Source organism: Cellulosimicrobium sp. MI9406, assembly GCF_040595865.1.
Lineage (GTDB): Bacteria > Actinomycetota > Actinomycetes > Actinomycetales > Cellulomonadaceae > Cellulosimicrobium > Cellulosimicrobium funkei.
Genome location: NZ_JALIZI010000010.1, coordinates 119,242 through 136,485, shown reverse-complemented (window position 1 = coordinate 136,485; position 17,244 = coordinate 119,242). Strand labels below are relative to the sequence as shown.

The following is a 17,244-nucleotide window of genomic DNA, read 5'->3' as shown; positions in this document are numbered from 1 at the left end:
CTGGGTGCGAACGCTCTCAGAGCTCGGGGAGCGCGTCGCGCGCCTGCTCGGGCGTCGCGCCCGCCGCCTCCAGGGCGTCGACGATCGGCGACCGCACGAGCATCACGAGCGACTGCACCTGCCAGTCGCCGTCGCCGAGCGCGTGGGGGTCGGCGCTGCGGGCCACCTCGAGGAGGACCTCGCGCGCGACCGCGGGGTCGCGCCCCGCGCCGACGGCCTCGGCGAGCACGTGCACCCCGGCGCCGAACCGGGCGACGAGGTCCGCCACGGCGTCGAGCTCGTGGTGGTCCGGGCCGCTCGCGACCGGCCGTGCGCGCCGCGCCAGGACGCGCACGCTGCGCATCGCACGGTCGACGAGCACCGCCTGCCGCTCGAGCCCGCCCAGCTCGTCCCGGTGCCGCAGCCCGGCGGCGCTCACGCGCGCGAGCTCGCGCGCGGACGTCGCGGACGACTGCCACTCCTCGAGCGCGCCCTCGGACGCCCGGCCCTTGACCAGCGCCGCGTCGAGGTCCCCGGGGTCGCGCGCCCGCAGGCCGCGCGCGAGCACGTCGAGCACGCCCGCGAGCTCCGACGTCGCCTCCGCCCCGAGGAGACGGGGGCGTCGCCGCGGGTCGCCCGGGGTGAGCGCCGCGACGGCGAGCGCGACGGCGCCGCCCACGAGCGCGTCCGTCCACCGCCCGAGCGGGCCGCCCGCCTGCGCGGCCGGGAGCCCGACGATGACGATGGCCTGCACGCCCGCCTGCGTCGTGAGCATCGCGCCCCGGTCGATGAAGCGTGCGGCGAGGGCCGAGACCGCGAGGACGACGGCGACCTGCCACCAGCCCGACCCGATCGCGTGGACCACGAGGTCCCCCAGGCCGACGCCGATCGCGACGCCCACCGCGAGCTCGAGCACGCGGCGGAGCTGACGGTCCTGGCTGAAGCCGAGGCAGATCCACGCGGAGACCGGCGCGAAGAAGGGGGCCGTGTGCCCGAGCCCGTACCGGGCGATGCCGAACGCGAGACCGGCGGCCGCCGACGCCTGGAGGATGGGCCACAGCGCCACGCGCACGCGCGACGCGCCCTGCCGGACCCGGGCCCGCAGGAGGAGCCGGCGCCACGCCGTCCGGGCGACGTGGACCGCCCCCGGGGACTGCCCGCCCGCCGGCCCCGACGTCACAGCATGCTCGTGGGTGCGCCCTCGCCGCGCGGCGTGACGCCGCGCCCGACGGGGCCGCGCGCGGCCGGACGGTCGACGGAGACGCCCTCGCCGGGCACCACGACCTCCTGCGCCGCGGAGATCGCGCCGCCGTCGCAGTCGACGAGGAGCTCGGCGTCGACCGGCGCGCTCCGCTTGAGGACCGCGAGCGCGATCGGCCCGAGCTCGTGGTGGCGCGCGACCGACGTGACGGACCCGACGGCGCGGCCGTCGAGCGTGACCTCGGCCCCCGGGGCGGGCAGCAGGTGGCCAGAGCCGTCGAGGTGCAGCATGACGACGCGCCGCGGCGGACGCCCGAGGTTGTGCACGCGCGCGATGGTCTCCTGCCCCCGGTAGCAGCCCTTGTGCAGGTGGACGGCGGTGCGCAGCCAGTCGGTCTCGTGCGGGATCGACCGGTGGTCGACCTCCGTCGCGAGGCGCGGGCGCCAGGCCTCGACGCGCGCGGCCTCGCTCGCCCACGTGCCCACCAGGCGCCACCCGGCGGCCTCACGCGCCGCGACGGCGTCGGCCAGCTCCGCGCGCGGGACGAGCACGAGCCGCCACGGGCGCTCGCGGCCCGGGTGCTCGTCCTCGGGCGGGCCGTACCGCGTGCCGCCCGCGAGGACGCGCGGCCACGGGTCGCGCCACGTCACGGGCTCGTCCTCGGCGCCCTCGGCGTCGACCGGCTCGCCGAGCGCGGCCCACTCGTCCGTGGCGTCGGCGATCTCGACGCGGAGCATGAACTTCATGCGGTCCAGCCACGCGGCGAGGTCGGCCGCGTGCGAGCGCTCGGTGACGAGCCAGGTCGTGGTGCCGTCGTCGACGACCGACGCGGCGTGCTCGACGTGGCCCTGCGGCGAGAGCACGAGCAGCTCGGTCGAGGTGCGCGGCGCGAGGTCCGTGAGGTCCTGGGACGTGATGGAGTGCAGCCAGCTCAGCCGGTCCGGGCCCGTGACCGTGACGATGCCCAGGTGCGACTGGTCGACGACGGCGCCGCCCGTGCGCAGCGCGCGCTGCTCCCCGGTCGGGTCGCCGTAGTGCCAGGCGACGCCCTCGTCGGGGCCCGTCGCGGGCACGGCGCCGTGGCGAGACAGGAGCGGGCTGGTGTAACCGGTGGTCACGGGTGGTCCTCCTTCGTCGACGCGTCCGGACCGGGCGGGCCCTCGGGCCGCCCGGTGGCCTGCGTCAGGCCGACGGGCGCCGGGTCAGCTTCGCGGACGCGTACGACTGCAACGGCTGACCGAAGGCCGCCAATTCCCACACCCACAGGAGCTGGCCCTCGACGAACCCGTAGAGCCGCTTCGAGGCCGTGACCTCGGACGCGGTGGACGTGCGCGCGATGAGGTCGCTCGCCAGGTCCACGCGGCCGTTGCCGACGGCGCCCAGGTAGACCGACACGCGGCCCGCCGGGTCGGCGACCAGGACCTCGAGGGGGTGGCGGTCGTCCTCCAGGCCCTCGGGCCGGTCGGTCGACACGCGCCAGTAGCCGGTCTCCGTGGACCAGACGGGCGACGCGGCGGCCGCGGCGTCGAGGGTGGCCTCGTCACGCTCGGGCCACTCGCCCTCCGCGGGCACCGTCTCGGGGACCGCGGCGTCGAGGACGCGCAGCGTCGACTCGTAGCGCAGGTAGGGGCCGCCGTCGTGGTCGAACACGACGTCGTGGACGAACGGCGTCTCCTCGATGCCCGGGTACTTGACGACGCCCTCGCCGCGCCAGCTCCCGACGAGCCAGGCGAGCGGGTACACCTCGGGAGCGAGGCCTTCGGGGAACTCGAACGGCATCAGCGACCACCTCTCGGAGTCGGGCGGCGCGCGGCGCCCGCGCAGGGACGGGCCCCGCGCGGCGACGTCAGCGCTGGCCCTTGAAGAGCTTGTAGACGACGTACCCGGCGAACCACGTGATGGTCACCGTCGCCGCGAGGAGCAGGCCGAGGAAGATCAGCTCGAGAGTGTGCGGGCTCATGCGGGCGATCCTACCGGCCGGACGGCACCGGCACGCCGTGGCCGTGGTCACCCGCGGGACTACGCTCGGCCGCGTGACCGACTCCTCGCTCCCTGCCGCCGCCCCCCGCCCCCGCTCCCTCGTCGTCAAGACGACCTCCGGGCTCGACCGGCCCGAGGCCGCGAACCAGGCCTTCACCGTCGCCGCCGCCGCGGTCGCGGCGGGCGTCGAGGTGAGCGTGTGGCTCACGGGCGAGGCGGCGTGGTTCGGGGTGCCGGGCCGCGCGGCGGAGCTCGAGCTCGAGCACGCGGCGCCGCTGCCCGACCTGCTCGACGCGGTCCTCGCCGCGGGCACGCTGACCGTCTGCACGCAGTGCGCGGCGCGCCGCGGGATCACCGCCGACGACGTCCTGCCCGGCGTGCGCATCGCGGGGGCGGCGGTGTTCGTCGAGGAGGCACTGCGCGAGGGTGCCCAGGCGCTCGTCTACTGAGCGAGCCGCGCCCGCGGGCGCTCGCCTGCCGGGCGGGCGCGCGCCGGGCCGTCAGCGGGCCGGCGCGACCCGGCGCAGCAGCAGGTACAGCTCGCACCCGAGGCACAGGCCGAACGCGGCGTTGAGGACGGCGGCCACGAGCGCGAGCGCCGCCGCGGCCGGCACGGCGCCCGCGACGCCGATCAGCCCGAGCACGACCCCGGCACCGGTGATCACGAGGCCCACCGCCTGCGCGAACCGCGGCGGCCTCGGGTCCTCGCGCTCCGTCGTCGGGCCGATGCGCGGGAGCAGGACCAGCCGGTAGACGGCCGCCTGCCACGTGCCCTGCGCGCCGCGGACGGTGCCGAGCAGGAAGCTCGCCGCGACGACCGCGAGCAGCACGAGCGCCGCGGGCGACGTCCAGAGCAGGATCACCACGGCGAGCAGGACGGCCGTCATGCCCGCCCCCGCGCGCGGCCCGCGCGGGTCGATGCCGGCGGGCGCGCCGCCCGGCTCGGTGACGGTGGCCTCCGGGCCTGCCTGGTCGCTCACTCGGGTCTCCTCCGGTCGGGCCGTCGGAGACGGCGGTCAGCTGCCTGGCACGCTCGCGGGCCGCGCGCCCGGGTCCGCGACGGCGAGCGCCGCGAGCGCCTGGGCGCGGTTCATGCCCCCGCTCGCGCGGGCGACCTCCCGGCCCTCCGCGTCGAGCACGAGGACGGTCGGCGTGCGCAGTATGCCGAATGCTCGCACCAGGTCGAGGTGGGCGTCGACGTCCATCTCACGATGCGTCACGTCCGGGTGCGCGGCGCTCACGTCGCGCAGGACCCGGGCGGTGGCGCGGCACGGCGCGCAGAGCTCGGCGGAGAACTGGACGAACGTGCGGCGCTCCGCGAGCGCGACGCCGTGCGCCGCCCAGTCCACGGGCGCGGGCCCGGCGGCCGCGGGCGACGCGGGTCCTCTCCCCCGCGCGGCCCGCACGATGCCCTGGCGTCGCTGCCACCACACGCCGAGCGCGGCCGTCGCGACGAGGGTCACGACGAGCAGCACGACGGCGAGCGGCGACGGGGTCACCCGACGATCACCCGGCCGACGACGAAGATCAGGGTCCCGCCGACGGCGACGGGCAGGGCGGTCGCCGAGAACGCGCCCAGACGGCCGCGCAGCTCGGGGAGCTGGTCGAAGAGCGCGTGCAGCGACGCGACGAGCAGGCCCGCGACGACCCCCGCCCAGACGCCGCCCAGCAGCTCGAGGTCGGGCATGACGTAGCCGACGGCGCCGCCCGCGAGCACCGCGAGGCCGAGCGTCAGCGCGGCGTTGAGCCAGCCGCCGAGCGGCAGCGCGGACACCGCGGACGCCACGGCGAGCGCGACCGCCGTCGTGACGACGAGGGACTCGCCGGCGTCGGTGCGGCCCGCGGCGATCCAGCCCGCGCTCGACGTCGCCACGACGATCCCGCTCACCGTGCCGATGAGCGACTCGACGAGGCGCGGACGGCCGTCGCGCCGCAGGAGCTCGGCGACGAACGCGAGGACGACGGAGAGCGCGAGCACGACGGGCAGGTGGCGCAGCGCGGGCTCCCCGTGCGTCGCGGCGGTCGCGGCCACGGCGCCGAGCCCGGCGATCGCGATGACGACCCGGGTCCCGCCGTGGACGGGGATGTCGAGCAGCCGCGGCCAGCCGATCGCGACGCCCAGCGCCAGCGCGCCCGACGCGATCGTGAGCGGCAGCGGGCCGAAGAACGCGGCGACGGCCACGACCGCCGCCAGGCATGCCGTCACGACGGCACGGGTCGAGAGGTCCACGCGGTCAGCGCCCCGTTCGGGGGTCGCGGGAGGGCGTCGGGTCGTGCAGCACGCCTCAGAGTGTCGCAGAGACTCGCCACGGGCCGCTCACCGGCTCCCTGTCGACGGCCGGGCGGCGGTCTCGCGAGCGGGCCGCGGCGTCGCTGCCGGGCAGCGCTGTCACCGGCCGGGGAGAGCGGACGCGCGCGATGTGAGACACGCACCGTGCGAGCGGCCGGCACGCGATACGGTAACCGTCCACGGACCGCGGACGTGGCCGACGACGTGGCGTGCCCCGTAGAGGTCCGTCCCGCCCGGTCGCCACGCGTCGACGCCCGGGGGCGCCGCCCGCGCCCCGCGACCCGGAAGGAGGTGCCGGATGGCCGACCTGCTCATCCTCACCCCCGCCACTGGCGGTTCCGTCGAGGTGCTGCCCGCGCTCGGCCTGCTCTCGCACCGCATCCGGGTCCTGCCCATGGAGCCGTCGGCGCTCGTCGACGCACCGGACTCGGACGTCGTGCTGCTGGACGCGCGCCGCGACCTCGTCGCCGCCCGCACCACGTGTCGGCTCCTGCACGCCACGGGCCTGACGGTCCCGCTCGTGCTCGTGCTCACCGAGGGCGGGCTCACCGTGGTGACCGCCGAGTGGGGTGCCGACGACCTCCTGCTGGAGGGCGCCGGACCGGCCGAGGTCGAGGCCCGGCTCCGGCTCGTCATCGAGCGCTCCGCGCGGGGACCGGCCGAGGACGGCCCGCAGGAGATCGCGGCGGGCGAGCTCGCGATCGACGCGAGCGGCTACACCGCCCGGCTGCGCGGCCGCCCGATCGACCTCACGTACAAGGAGTTCGAGCTCCTCAAGTACCTCGTCCAGCACCCGGGCCGCGTGTTCACGCGCGCGCAGCTCCTCCAGGAGGTCTGGGGCTACGACTACTACGGGGGCACGCGCACCGTCGACGTCCACGTGCGCCGTCTGCGCGCCAAGCTCGGGCCGGAGCACGAGCAGCTCATCGGCACGGTGCGCAACGTCGGCTACCGGTTCGACCCGCCGAAGGACCGCCGTCCCGCGGCGGCCGCGGAGGCGTCCGGAGCGGACGCCGCCGGTGCCGGCTCCGGGTCGTCGGCCGACAGCGGGTCCGGGACGCCGGTAGGTTCGTCCGGGTGACGCCCGACCCCTCCGACTTCACGTCCGCCCTCCTCGACGGCCCCTGGCGCCACGAGTTCGTGCCGGCCAACGGGGCCCGCTTCCACGTGGCGCTCGCCGGTCCCGAGGACCGTGGCGTGCGGGACCCCGGCCCGCCGCTCGTCGTGCTGCTCCACTCGTTCCCCCAGTTCTGGTGGGCGTGGCGGCACCAGCTCGAGCCGCTGGCCGCCGCGGGCTACCGCGTCGCCGCGATGGACGTGCGGGGCGTCGGGGCGTCCGACAAGCCGCCGATCGGCTACGACGCCCCGACGCGCACGCGCGACATCGCCGGCGTGATCCGCTCGCTCGGGTCGGGACGCGCGGTCGTCGTGGGCCACGGCACCGGCGGCAGCCTCGCCTGGGCGATGGCCGCGCTCCAGCCCGCCGTGACGGCCGGGGTCGCCGCGTTCTCCGCGCCGCACCCCGCACGCCTGCACACGTCGGCCCGGCGGCTCCTCACGCCCGCCGCGCAGCGCCAGCTCGCGTTCTACCAGGTGCCGACGCTGCCCGAGCGCGCGCTCGTCCGCGGCGACCTCGTGGCCGACGTGCTCGCCACGGGCGCCGCGCAGCCCTTCGCGCCCGACGTCGTCGACACGTACCGCACCGTCATGCGCATCCCGTTCGCGGCGCACACCGCGATGGAGTCGCTGCGCTGGGCCGTGCGCTCCACCCCCCGGCCCGACGGGCGCCGCTTCCTCGCCGCGCTCCGCCACCCCGTCGAGGTCCCCGCCCTCCAGGTGCACGCGGCGCGCGACGGGCTGCTGCGCCGCGAGCTCGCGGACGCCGACGGCGCCGCGCTCGCCCGGGACTTCCGGTTCGAGGTCGTGGACGACGCCGGGCACTTCCTCCCCGAGGAGGCCCCGGGCAACGTGACGGACCTGCTCCTGGACTGGCTCCCCACGACGCAGCGGCCCGCGGGCTGACCGCGCCCCCGCCCGGCGGTCCGCGCGAGACCCTCAGCTCGTCTTGACGAGCGCGGCAGCCTTGACCGGGTCGACCTCGCCGACGCCGAACGACGGGCACCACCGCGCGATCGTGCACGCGCCGCACGCCGGCTTGCGCGCGAAGCACACCCGCCGGCCGTGGAAGATCAGCCGGTGGGAGAGCATCGTCCACTCCGACCTCTCGATGAGCCCGCCGACGACCTGCTCGACCTTGACCGGGTCCTCCTCCGTGGTCCACCCCAGGCGGCGCACGAGGCGGCCGAAGTGCGTGTCCACGGTGAGCCCCGGCACGCCGAACGCGTTCCCGAGCACGACGTTCGCCGTCTTGCGCCCCACGCCGGGCAGGGTGACGAGGTCCTCCAGGCGGGCGGGCACCTCGCCGTCGAACCGCTCGACGAGCGCCTGGCCGATCCCGATGACCGACTGCGCCTTGGCCCGGAAGAAGCCCGTGGGCCGCAGGATCTCCTCGAGCTCGGCGCGGTCCGCCGCCGCGTAGGCCGCGGCGTCCGGGTAGCGCGCGAACAGCGCGGGCGTCGTGAGGTTCACGCGCTTGTCCGTCGTCTGCGCCGAGAGGACCGTCGCGACGAGCAGCTCGAGCGGCGTGGTGAAGTCGAGCTCGCAGTGCGCGTCCGGGTAGGTGACCGCGAGCTCACGGTTGGTGCGGCGCGCGCGCCGCACGAGCGCGAGGTGCGACTCGGGCTTCGGGGCCCGCGCGCGGGCCTGCTCGGTGGTGGTCACGAAACCCACCGTAGCCGCCGCCCCTGACACCCGAGTTGCAGCGGTAGGGCAGACTTGTCCTGGAACATTTCCGAGGACGAGACGATAGGACACCCCGCGTGGACGACGACGTTGTGCTCTCCGCCCCCCTGTTCGCGACGATGGACGCGGACGAGACGCGCACCCTCTTCGAGTCGATGCAGCAGATCGAGCTGTCGCGCGGAGACGTGCTGTTCCGCGAGGGCGAGCCGGGCGACCGCCTCTACGTGATCGCGAGCGGCAAGATCAAGCTGGGGCGCCGCTCCAACGACGGCCGCGAGAACCTCCTGTCGATCCTCGGCCCCGGCGAGATGTTCGGCGAGCTCTCGCTCTTCGACCCGGGCCCCCGCACCGCCACCGCGAGCTCCGTCGCCGACTCCGTGATCTACGAGCTCGGCCACGACCAGCTCGTCGAGTGGATCGAGAAGCACCCGAGCGTCGCCAAGCACCTGCTCAACGCCCTCGCGCGCCGCCTGCGCCGCACGAACGAGACGCTGGCCGACCTCGTGTTCTCCGACGTGCCGGGCCGTGTCGCCAAGGCGCTCCTCGACCTGTCGACCCGCTTCGGCGAGGAGACGGACGAGGGCATCCGCGTCGCGCACGACCTCACGCAGGAGGAGCTCGCGCAGCTCGTCGGCGCGTCGCGCGAGACCGTGAACAAGGCGCTCGCCGACTTCGCGACGCGCGGCTGGGTGCGCCGCGAGGGCCGGGCCGTCGTCCTGCTCGACATGGACCGCCTGGAGCGCCGCGCGCGCTGAGCGGCCACGCCGGCTGAGATGCCGCACGAGATGCCGACGAGAACGGGGTCGGCGACCGGATCCTCACGGATGCGGTCGCCGACCCCGTTCTCGTGCGGGCGTCGCGGGCTAGTCCGCCAGCTCGACGACGAGCTCGACCTCGACCGGGGCGTCGAGCGGCAGGACCGCGACGCCGACGGCGCTGCGCGCGTGCACCCCGGCCTCGCCGAAGATCTCGCCGAGGACGGTGCTCGCACCGTTCACGACTCCGGGCTGGCCCGTGAACGACGGGTCGCTCGCCACGAACCCGACCACCTTGACGACCCGGACGACGTCGTCGAGGTTCCCGACGACGTCGTGCACGGCCGCGAGCGCGTTGAGCGCGCACACGCGCGCGAGGTCCGCGGCGTCGGCGGGCGCGACGAGGCCCTCGCCGTCACCCACCTTGCCGGTCGCGAGCAGGGCGCCGTCGACGAACGGGAGCTGGCCCGAGGTGTGGACGTACCGGCCGGAGCGCACCGCGGGGACGTAGGCGGCGACCGGCGCCGCCACCCGCGGGAGGGTGATCCCGAGCTCCGCGAGGCGCGCGGCGACCGTCCCGGCGGGGACGCCCGTCACTACTTCTCCCCGGTGGGGCGCTTGAGGTAGGCGACGAGGCCGTTGCCGTCCGGGCCGGTCACGACCTGGACGAGCTCCCAGCCGTCGGAGCCCCACTGGTCGAGGACGGCCTTCGTGTTGTGGATGATGAGGGGGATGGTCGCGTACTCCCACGTGGTTGCCATGGGGCGAGCGTAGTCGGACGGCGCGGGCCGCGGCGCGGCCGGACGGGCGCGCCGTCCCGGGATGCTTACACAACCCGCACACCCGGGAGAGGCGGCTTTCCGGGCCTCTCCCGGGTGTGCTCCCGTAGGGTTGGCACCATGGCTTCCCCTGTGCGTCCTCGCGGCCGGCAGATCAACGCGTACCAGCTCGTCGCCCTCTTCCTGGCGTTCGTGCTGGTCTCCGGCGTCGGCGGCGTGCTCGCGGCCGGGCTCCTCGTGCCGCTGGCCGCCGGGGCGAACACGGCGACGGACACCGCCGTCGAGGTGTTCGACGAGCTGCCGGCCGACCTCGAGCCGGGCCCGCTGTCCGAGCAGTCGCGCATCTACGCGAACGACGGCACGACGCGGCTCGCGACGTTCTACACGGAGAACCGCATCGTCGTCCCGCTGGACCAGGTCTCCGAGCCCATGAAGAACGCGGTCATCGCGATCGAGGACAAGCGCTTCTGGGAGCACGGCGGGGTCGACGTCGAGGGCATCCCGCGCGCGTTCGTCAACAACCTCACGGGCGGCTCGACGCAGGGCGCCTCGACCCTGACGCAGCAGTACGTGAAGAACGTCCTCATCGAGCAGGCCGTGCGCGACGACGACGTCATGGCGCAGCACGAGGCCAAGGCCGACACGCTCGGCCGCAAGGCCCGCGAGGCGAAGCTCGCCATCTCGCTCGAGAAGAAGATGACCAAGGAGGAGATCCTCCAGGGCTACCTCAACATCGCGCAGTTCGGGCGCTCCGTGTACGGCGTCGAGACGGCGGCCCGGCACTACTTCGGCATCTCGGCGAAGGACCTGAACTACCTCCAGGCGGCCACGATCGCCGGGATCACCAAGGCGCCGTCCACGTACGACCCGACGGCCGACCCGGAGAAGGCTCAGAACCGCCGCAACGTCGTCCTCAACACGATGTACCAGCAGGGCTACATCACCAAGGAGGAGTACGACGCCGGGCTGGCCACGCCCATCGCCGAGACGCTCCAGATCCAGCCGCTCGAGGCGGGCTGCCAGGCGGCCGAGAACGGCGCCACGTTCTTCTGCGACTACGTCACGAAGATCATCATGTCGGACCCGGTGTTCGGCGAGACCAAGGAGGAGCGGCAGTCGCTGCTCTACCGTGGCGGTCTCGACATCTACACGACGCTCGACCCGAACATGCAGGCGGCCGCTCACCAGCACGCGACGGCCGCCGTCCCGGCGGACGACCCGAGCCAGGTGGAGGACGCGATCGTCACCGTCGAGCCCGGCACGGGCAAGATCCTCGCGATGGCGCAGAACCGGGCGTACGACAACACGCAGGACCCGGCGCCGAACACGACCGCGGTCAACTACAGCGTCGACCAGGCCCACGGCTCGTCGAACGGGTTCTCCCCCGGCTCGACGTGGAAGCCGTTCGTGCTCGCCGAGTGGCTCAAGGAGGGCCACTCGCTCTACGACACGGTCAGCGCCAACAAGCGCACCTGGACGATCAACCGCGACTTCCGCGCGAGCTGCACCCGCCTGGGCAACGAGAAGTGGACCCCGGCCAACTCGGACGGTCCCGGCTCGGGCTCCATGTCGGTCCTCAAGGCGACGTTCAACTCGGTGAACACCGCGTACACCACCATGGCGAGCCAGCTCGACCTCTGCGGCATCGCGGAGACCGCGAAGGCCGCCGGGTTCCAGCCGTCCATGCTCAAGGACGAGGGCAACGTCAACGTCAACGCGTCGATGATTCTTGGCACGCAAAACTCGTCGCCGCTCCAGATGGCGGCCGCGTACGCCACGTTCGCCTCGGGCGGCACGTACTGCAAGCCGATCGCCATCACCAAGGTGGTCGCTGGTGACGGTGAGGAGCTCCCCGTGCCCACCGCGGACTGCCAGCCCGGAGCGATCGACCCGAACATCGCCAACACCGTCACCTACGCGCTGCAGCAGGTCATCACGCAGGGCTCGGGCCGCGGCAACGGTCTCGCTGACGGGCGCCCCGCAGCGGGCAAGACAGGGACGGCGAACAACAACACGCACACGTGGTTCATCGGGTACACCCCGCAGGTCGTCACCGCGGTGTGGATCGGCAACGCCGAGAGCGACGTCCCGATGAACGGCCGCTTCACCATCAACGGGAAGACGCGCCCCTACTGGTACGGATCGAGCCTCGCCGCCCCGACGTGGCGCGACTACATGAACCAGATCCTCGCCGGCCAGCCCGCGCCGGGGTTCGCCGACCCGGACTGGGGCCGGGTGAACGCCCCGACGCCCCCGCCGCGCACCCCCTCGACGCCCGAGGGCGGCCAGGGCGGCGGCGACCAGGGCGGTCAGCAGCCCGGGGGCGACCAGCCGGGCGGCGACCAGCCCGACGACGACCAGCCGGACAACGAGGCCGACGGCGGCCGCGGCGACCGCGGGGACCGCAGCAACGGCGCGGGCCGCGAGAGCGACCTCGGCGCGTGGCTGGAGAGCCTCGGCGGCCGGGGGAACGGCTGAGCGCCGACGGGGCGCGCCGGGCCCTGCGCGGGCTCGGGGCGCTGGCTGCCGTCGGTGTGGCGGGCGTCGCGTACGCGCACGTGGAGACGAAGCTCTTCACGCTCCGCGAGGCGACCGTCCCGGTCCTGCCGCCCGGCTCGCGCGCCCTGCGGGTGCTGCACGTCTCCGACCTGCACCTCGTCCCGACCCAGCGGCGCAAGATCGAGTGGGTGCGCTCGCTCGCCGAGCTCGAGCCCGACCTCGTCGTCGACACCGGGGACAACCTCGCGCACGTCGACGCGCTCGAGCCGCTGCTCGACGCCCTCGCCCCGCTCCTGGCGGTGCCCGGCGCGTTCGTCCTGGGCTCGAACGACTACTTCGCCCCCGTCCCGAAGAACCCGGCGCGCTACCTCCTGCCCGACGCGCGGCTGCCGTTCGCGTCGCAGGCCCGCCTCCTGCCCGCGGCCGAGATGGCCGGCGCGATGCGCGACGCCGGGTGGGTCGACCTCACGAACCGTCGTGACGCCCTCGACGTCGGCGGCGTCCGCCTCGACCTCGTGGGCGTCGACGACCCGCACCTCGACCGCGACGTCTTCCCGGCGCCCGCGTCGCAGGCTCCGGCCGCCCCGCCGGAGGGCGGCGTGCTCCGGCTCGGGGTCACGCACGCGCCGTACCGGCGGGTCCTGGACCAGATGCACGACGACGGCGCGGAGCTCGTCCTCGCGGGCCACACCCACGGCGGGCAGCTCTGCGTGCCCGGGTTCGGCGCGCTCGTGACGAACTGCGACATCGACCGCAAGCGGGCCAAGGGCCTGCACGGCTGGCCGGGCCCCCGCCCCGACGCCGCGGGCGGCCAGGACTCGACGTGGCTGCACGTCTCCGCCGGTGCGGGCACGTCGCCCTACGCGCCGGTCCGGTTCGCGTGCCGCCCCGAGGCCACGCTGCTCACCCTGACGTCGCGCTGACGACGTCCCCTTCCCCACCACCCGCCGAACACGGGGTCAGCGACCGCGATCCCGGGTTGTCGGTCGCCAACCCCGTGCTCGACGGGCGCGGGTCGGGGGGTCAAGGGGGGTGTCGGCGGGGTCACGGGGATCGGGTTTCGTGGCACGGCACTTCGTCGGCTATTCTGGGCAGGCTTCCTGCGGGGAAGGCGAGGTCTCCTCGTCGACCGTCACGTGGGCCAGCGACCGGGGTGTGGCGCAGCTTGGTAGCGCGCTTCGTTCGGGACGAAGAGGTCGCAGGTTCAAATCCTGTCACCCCGACCAGCCGAGAGGCCCGGGATCCGCAAGGATCCCGGGCCTCTCGTCGTTCTCCCGCCCGCCGCTCCCCCGGCGGTGCGCCCCGGTTCGCGCGAGACTGAGGCCGTCCGCTGTCCCGAACCACCGCGGAGGTCGCCATGAGCGCTGGACGTCACGTCGTCGTCGGAGGAGGGCTCGCCGCGGCGAAGGCGGTCGAGACGCTGCGCGCGGAGGGCTACGACGGCGGGATCACCGTCATTGCGCGCGAGCCGCACCGCCCGTACGAGCGGCCGCCGCTGTCCAAGGACTACCTGCGCGGCGAGGCCGAGCGCGACGCGGTGTTCCCGCTCGCAGCGGACTGGTACGCCGCACACGACGTCGAGCTCCGCACCGGGACGGCGGCGACCGCGCTCCACCTCGCCGGGCGGCGCGTGACGCTCGACGACGGCCGCACGCTGTCGTACGAGAAGCTGCTGCTCGCGACCGGCTCGGACCCGCGCCGGATCCCCCTGCCCGGCGGCGACCTGGCCGGGGTGCACGAGCTGCGGACGCTCGACGACAGCGACGCCCTGGCCGCGGCGCTGCGCGCTGCCCGGGACGACGGCGTCGGGCGGCTGGCGGTCGTCGGCGACGGCTGGATCGGCCTGGAGGTCGCGGCGTCCGCCCGCACGCTCGGCCTCGACGTCACCGTGATCGGGCTCGGGACCCACCCGCTCGAGCGCGTGCTGGGGCCCGAGATGGGCGAGCTGTACGGGCAGGTCCACGCCGACCACGGGGTGCACCTCCACCGCCGCGCCCAGGTCACCGGCATCTCCGGCGACGGTCGTCGGGCTACGGGGGTGGACCTCGCCGACGGCACCCATGTCGACGCGGACCTCGTGCTCGTCGCCGTGGGCGCGGTCCCGAACGTCGGGCTCGCGCGGGACGCCGGGCTCGCCCTCGACTCGGCGACGGGCGGCGTCGTCGCGTCCGCGACGCTCCAGACCACCGACCCCGACGTCTTCGTCGCGGGCGACGTCGCGAGCGTGCCCTCGGCGCGCTACGGGCGGTCGCTGCGCGTCGAGCACTGGGCGACCGCCCTCCACCAGGGCCCGCACGCCGCGCGCGCGATGCTCGGCGCGACCGACCCCTACCCCGAGCTGCCCTACTTCTTCTCCGACCAGTACGACGTCGGCATGGAGTACCTCGGCTTCGTCGCCGGCCCGGACGCCTACGACGAGGTCGTGGTCTCCGGCTCCGTCCCGGACCGCGAGCTCGTCGCGTTCTGGCTCGAGGACGGCCGCGTCGAGGCCGGCATGGCCGTCAACGTCTGGGACCGCACGGAGGAGATCAAGGCCCTCATCCACCGCGACGGCCCGCCCGACCGCGCCGAGCTGGAGTCGTTCGTCGCTTGACGCCCTCGGCCGGCCGACCAGGCGATCCCAGCGGTCCGAGCAGGTGGTCCCGGTTCGTCCGGGGGACGGGACGCGCCAGGACCACCTGTTCGGCGCAGGGGCGGGGGGCCAGCGGCAGGGGCAGGGCAGGGGCAGAGTCAGGGGAGGTCGCGCTGCTCCGGGCCGACGTACTGGCTGAGCGGGCGGATGAGGGCGTTGGCGGCGCGCTGCTCCATGACGTGCGCGGTCCAGCCCACCACGCGCGACGCGACGAACAGCGGCGTGAACATCGGGGTGTCGAAGCCCATGAGGTGGTACGCCGGGCCGGCCGGGTAGTCGAGGTTCGGCAGGATGTTCTTCCGCTCGGTCATCGCGGTCTCGAGCGCGGTGTAGAGCTCGAGGAGGTCCGGGCGGCCGTAGTGGTCGACGAGGTCGTCGAGCGTCGCGCGCATGGTGGGGACGCGCGAGTCGCCGTGCTTGTAGACGCGGTGCCCGAAGCCCATGATCTTGCGCTTGTGGGCGAGCGCGTCGTCGAGCCACGCGGTGGCGCGGTCGGCGGTGCCGATCTCGGCGAACGTCGCCATGACGGCCTCGTTCGCGCCGCCGTGGAGCGGCCCCTTGAGCGCGCCGACGGCGCCCGTCACGGCGGAGTGCAGGTCGGACAGCGTGGACGTGATGACGCGCGCCGTGAACGTGGACGCGTTGAACGAGTGCTCGGCGTACAGCACCATCGACACCTCGAACGCGCGCACGACGGCGGGCTCGGGCTCCTCGCCGAACGTCATCCACAGGAAGTTCTCGGCGTAGGAGAGGTCGTCGCGCGGCTCGACGAGCTGGAGGCCCCGGCGACGACGCTGGTCGAGCGCGACCGCGGCGGGCAGCACGGCCCACAGGCGGACCGCCTTGGCCTGCTCGGCCTCGGGCGAGGAGTCCTCGGCGTCGGGGTCGTGCGCGCCGAGCTGGGAGATGGCGGTGCGGACGACGTCCATGGGGTGGCACGTCGTCGGGAGCTCCAGGATCGCGTTGCGCACGTGGCCGGGCAGCGCGCGGTGCGCCCGCTCGACGGCGGTCTGCTCGGCGAGCTGCTCCGGCGTGGGCAGCTCGCCGTGCCACAGGAGGTACGCGACCTCCTCGAAGCTGCGGCGGGCGGCGAGGTCCTGCACCGGGTAGCCGCGGTACAGGAGCGAGTTCGTCTCGGGGTTGACCTTCGAGATCGCGGTGACGTCGACGACGACGCCCGCGAGGCCCTTGCGGATCTCGGGCGCGTCGGTGGTCGGTGCGGTGGTGGTCATGCGGTCACTCCTTCGTGCAGCACGGGTCGCGGGGAGATGCCGGTGCCGCGGCCGACGGGCGCGCGGCACCGGCCGGTCGTCAGGGCCGGTAGGTGAAGATGCCCTCGTCGAAGGTGTTGTAGGCGGCGTAGTCGAGCAGCTCGTAGAGGCGTGCGCGCGTCTGCATGCCCTCGACCTGGCCTGCCTGGGTGCCGGTCGCGGCGATCTCGTCGAGCGCGCGCTCGGCGGCGCCCATCGCGACCCGCAGGAGCGTGACGGGGTAGATGATCAGCCGCACGCCGGCGTCGCCGAGCTGGCGCCGGGTGAAGAGCTCGGACTTGCCGAACTCGGTCATGTTGGCGAGCACGGGCACGTCCACGGCCGACGCGACGGCCTCGAACTCCGACAGGTCCTTCATCGCCTCGGGGAAGATCGCGTCGGCCCCCGCGTCGACGAGCGCCTTGGCGCGGTCGATCGCGGCGCGCAGCCCGGCGTCGCCGGGGATCGTGCCGCGGACGTCGGTGCGCGCCATGATCAGGAAGCCGGGGTCGCGGCGCGCGTCGGCGGCCGCCCGCACGCGCTTCGCCGCCTCGTCGAGCCCGACGACCTCCTTGCCGTCGAGGTGGCCGCACCGCTTGGGGTTGACCTGGTCCTCGACGTGCGCGCCCGCCACGCCTGCGTCCTCGAGCGCCTGGACGGTGCGCGCGACGTTCATCGGCTCGCCGAAGCCGGTGTCGGCGTCGACGAGCGCGGGCAGGTCCGTGACGCGCGCGATCTGCTGCGATCGCCCCGCGACCTCGGTGAGGGTCGTGAGGCCGATGTCGGGCAGGCCGAGGTCGGCCGACAGCACGGCCCCCGACACGTACACGCCCTCGAAGCCCTTGTCCTGGATCAGGCGCGCGGACAGCGGGTTGAACGCGCCCGGGAGCCGCAGCGGCTCCCCCGTGGTCGCCGCGGCGTCGAGCGCCGCGCGGAACGCGCGCCGCTTGTCCGACGGCGTCACCTGGCTGTACAGCATCAGCGCGCCTCTCCCTCGGTGGTCGCGTCGGCCTCGTGCATGGTGAACCCGTCGCCTTCGACCTCGGGGTGCGCGGGGGCGTCGTCGCGACCGAGCTC

The 17,244-nt window shown here is 74.9% G+C and carries 18 protein-coding genes and 1 tRNA gene; 8 read left to right on the top strand and 11 right to left on the bottom strand.

Annotation, left to right across the window (positions count from 1 at the left end):
- Positions 1 to 16 precede the first annotated feature (16 nt).
- The 3 genes from MT994_RS17905 to MT994_RS17895 all read right to left on the bottom strand — a co-directional run bounded on the left by MT994_RS17905 (position 17) and on the right by MT994_RS17895 (position 2,959).
- Positions 17 to 1,159, bottom strand: coding sequence for an FUSC family protein (locus MT994_RS17905; RefSeq protein WP_354807332.1), 1,143 nt, complete (start codon positions 1,157 to 1,159; stop codon positions 17 to 19).
- Positions 1,156 to 2,298 (bottom strand): glycine cleavage T C-terminal barrel domain-containing protein, encoded by a 1,143-nt coding sequence (locus tag MT994_RS17900; protein ID WP_354807330.1) that lies wholly within the window; start codon positions 2,296 to 2,298, stop codon positions 1,156 to 1,158. The genes MT994_RS17905 and MT994_RS17900 overlap by 4 nt, the downstream gene beginning before the upstream one ends.
- 64 nt (positions 2,299 to 2,362) lie before the next feature.
- Positions 2,363 to 2,959 (bottom strand): FABP family protein, encoded by a 597-nt coding sequence (locus tag MT994_RS17895; RefSeq protein WP_043654723.1) that lies wholly within the window; start codon positions 2,957 to 2,959, stop codon positions 2,363 to 2,365.
- Between the two features lie 254 nt (positions 2,960 to 3,213).
- Between MT994_RS17895 and MT994_RS17890 the strand changes: the two genes are divergently transcribed.
- A complete protein-coding gene (locus MT994_RS17890) occupies positions 3,214 to 3,609 on the top strand; it encodes a DsrE family protein (RefSeq protein WP_228485077.1) in 396 nt (131 codons plus the stop codon).
- 51 nt (positions 3,610 to 3,660) lie between these two features.
- Here MT994_RS17890 and MT994_RS17885 read toward each other — a convergent pair whose 3' ends face one another.
- Genes MT994_RS17885 through MT994_RS17875 form a run of 3 tightly spaced genes read right to left on the bottom strand, consistent with a single transcriptional unit; the run spans position 3,661 to position 5,390 of the window.
- Positions 3,661 to 4,140 (bottom strand): DUF4395 domain-containing protein, encoded by a 480-nt coding sequence (locus MT994_RS17885; RefSeq protein ID WP_076404531.1) that lies wholly within the window; start codon positions 4,138 to 4,140, stop codon positions 3,661 to 3,663.
- A gap of 36 nt (positions 4,141 to 4,176) precedes the next feature.
- Entirely contained in the window at positions 4,177 to 4,659 is a 483-nt protein-coding gene (locus MT994_RS17880; protein ID WP_354807329.1) for a thioredoxin family protein, read from the bottom strand.
- Positions 4,656 to 5,390 (bottom strand): hypothetical protein, encoded by a 735-nt coding sequence (locus MT994_RS17875; protein ID WP_043654716.1) that lies wholly within the window; start codon positions 5,388 to 5,390, stop codon positions 4,656 to 4,658. The genes MT994_RS17880 and MT994_RS17875 overlap by 4 nt, the downstream gene beginning before the upstream one ends.
- A gap of 358 nt (positions 5,391 to 5,748) precedes the next feature.
- Between MT994_RS17875 and MT994_RS17870 the strand changes: the two genes are divergently transcribed.
- Together MT994_RS17870 and MT994_RS17865 are read left to right on the top strand one after the other, a co-directional pair.
- On the top strand, positions 5,749 to 6,531 hold the full coding sequence (locus MT994_RS17870) for a response regulator transcription factor (RefSeq protein WP_354807328.1): 783 nt from the start codon (positions 5,749 to 5,751) through the stop codon (positions 6,529 to 6,531).
- Positions 6,528 to 7,472 carry an alpha/beta hydrolase gene (locus tag MT994_RS17865; protein WP_354807327.1) on the top strand — a complete coding sequence of 315 codons (945 nt, stop codon included), beginning with the start codon at positions 6,528 to 6,530 and terminating at the stop codon, positions 7,470 to 7,472. Before MT994_RS17870 ends, MT994_RS17865 begins: the two co-directional genes overlap by 4 nt.
- Positions 7,473 to 7,505: 33 nt before the next feature.
- On the opposite strand, the gene nth is transcribed toward MT994_RS17865, so the two are convergent.
- On the bottom strand, positions 7,506 to 8,231 hold the full coding sequence (nth, locus tag MT994_RS17860) for an endonuclease III (protein ID WP_144680006.1): 726 nt from the start codon (positions 8,229 to 8,231) through the stop codon (positions 7,506 to 7,508).
- Between the two features lie 98 nt (positions 8,232 to 8,329).
- On the opposite strand from nth, the gene MT994_RS17855 reads away from it, so the two are divergent.
- A complete protein-coding gene (locus tag MT994_RS17855) occupies positions 8,330 to 9,007 on the top strand; it encodes a Crp/Fnr family transcriptional regulator (protein WP_021481784.1) in 678 nt (225 codons plus the stop codon).
- Between the two features lie 108 nt (positions 9,008 to 9,115).
- Here the strand turns inward: MT994_RS17855 and MT994_RS17850 are convergent, their stop codons facing one another.
- The gene (locus MT994_RS17850) at positions 9,116 to 9,604 is read right to left on the bottom strand and encodes a RidA family protein (protein WP_021481785.1); all 489 of its coding nucleotides are present in this window, start codon (positions 9,602 to 9,604) and stop codon (positions 9,116 to 9,118) included.
- On the bottom strand, positions 9,604 to 9,768 hold the full coding sequence (locus MT994_RS17845; protein ID WP_021481786.1) for a hypothetical protein: 165 nt from the start codon (positions 9,766 to 9,768) through the stop codon (positions 9,604 to 9,606). The genes MT994_RS17850 and MT994_RS17845 overlap by 1 nt, the downstream gene beginning before the upstream one ends.
- A gap of 138 nt (positions 9,769 to 9,906) precedes the next feature.
- On the opposite strand from MT994_RS17845, the gene MT994_RS17840 reads away from it, so the two are divergent.
- The 4 genes from MT994_RS17840 (at position 9,907) to MT994_RS17825 (ending at position 14,878) form a co-directional block, all read left to right on the top strand.
- The gene (locus MT994_RS17840; RefSeq protein WP_354807323.1) at positions 9,907 to 12,264 is read left to right on the top strand and encodes a transglycosylase domain-containing protein; all 2,358 of its coding nucleotides are present in this window, start codon (positions 9,907 to 9,909) and stop codon (positions 12,262 to 12,264) included.
- 23 nt (positions 12,265 to 12,287) lie between these two features.
- A complete protein-coding gene (locus MT994_RS17835; RefSeq protein WP_354807382.1) occupies positions 12,288 to 13,208 on the top strand; it encodes a metallophosphoesterase in 921 nt (306 codons plus the stop codon).
- 226 nt (positions 13,209 to 13,434) lie between these two features.
- Positions 13,435 to 13,511 (top strand) — tRNA-Pro (locus MT994_RS17830).
- A 131-nt stretch (positions 13,512 to 13,642) separates the two neighbouring features.
- The gene (locus MT994_RS17825) at positions 13,643 to 14,878 is read left to right on the top strand and encodes an FAD-dependent oxidoreductase (RefSeq protein ID WP_354807321.1); all 1,236 of its coding nucleotides are present in this window, start codon (positions 13,643 to 13,645) and stop codon (positions 14,876 to 14,878) included.
- A gap of 137 nt (positions 14,879 to 15,015) precedes the next feature.
- On the opposite strand, the gene MT994_RS17820 is transcribed toward MT994_RS17825, so the two are convergent.
- Both MT994_RS17820 and prpB read right to left on the bottom strand, forming a co-directional pair.
- Positions 15,016 to 16,149, bottom strand: coding sequence for a bifunctional 2-methylcitrate synthase/citrate synthase (locus MT994_RS17820; RefSeq protein ID WP_354807320.1), 1,134 nt, complete (start codon positions 16,147 to 16,149; stop codon positions 15,016 to 15,018).
- Positions 16,150 to 16,228: 79 nt separating this feature from the next.
- Positions 16,229 to 17,146 (bottom strand): methylisocitrate lyase, encoded by a 918-nt coding sequence (gene prpB, locus MT994_RS17815; protein ID WP_085387314.1) that lies wholly within the window; start codon positions 17,144 to 17,146, stop codon positions 16,229 to 16,231.
- Between the last annotated feature and the right edge of the window lie 98 nt (positions 17,147 to 17,244).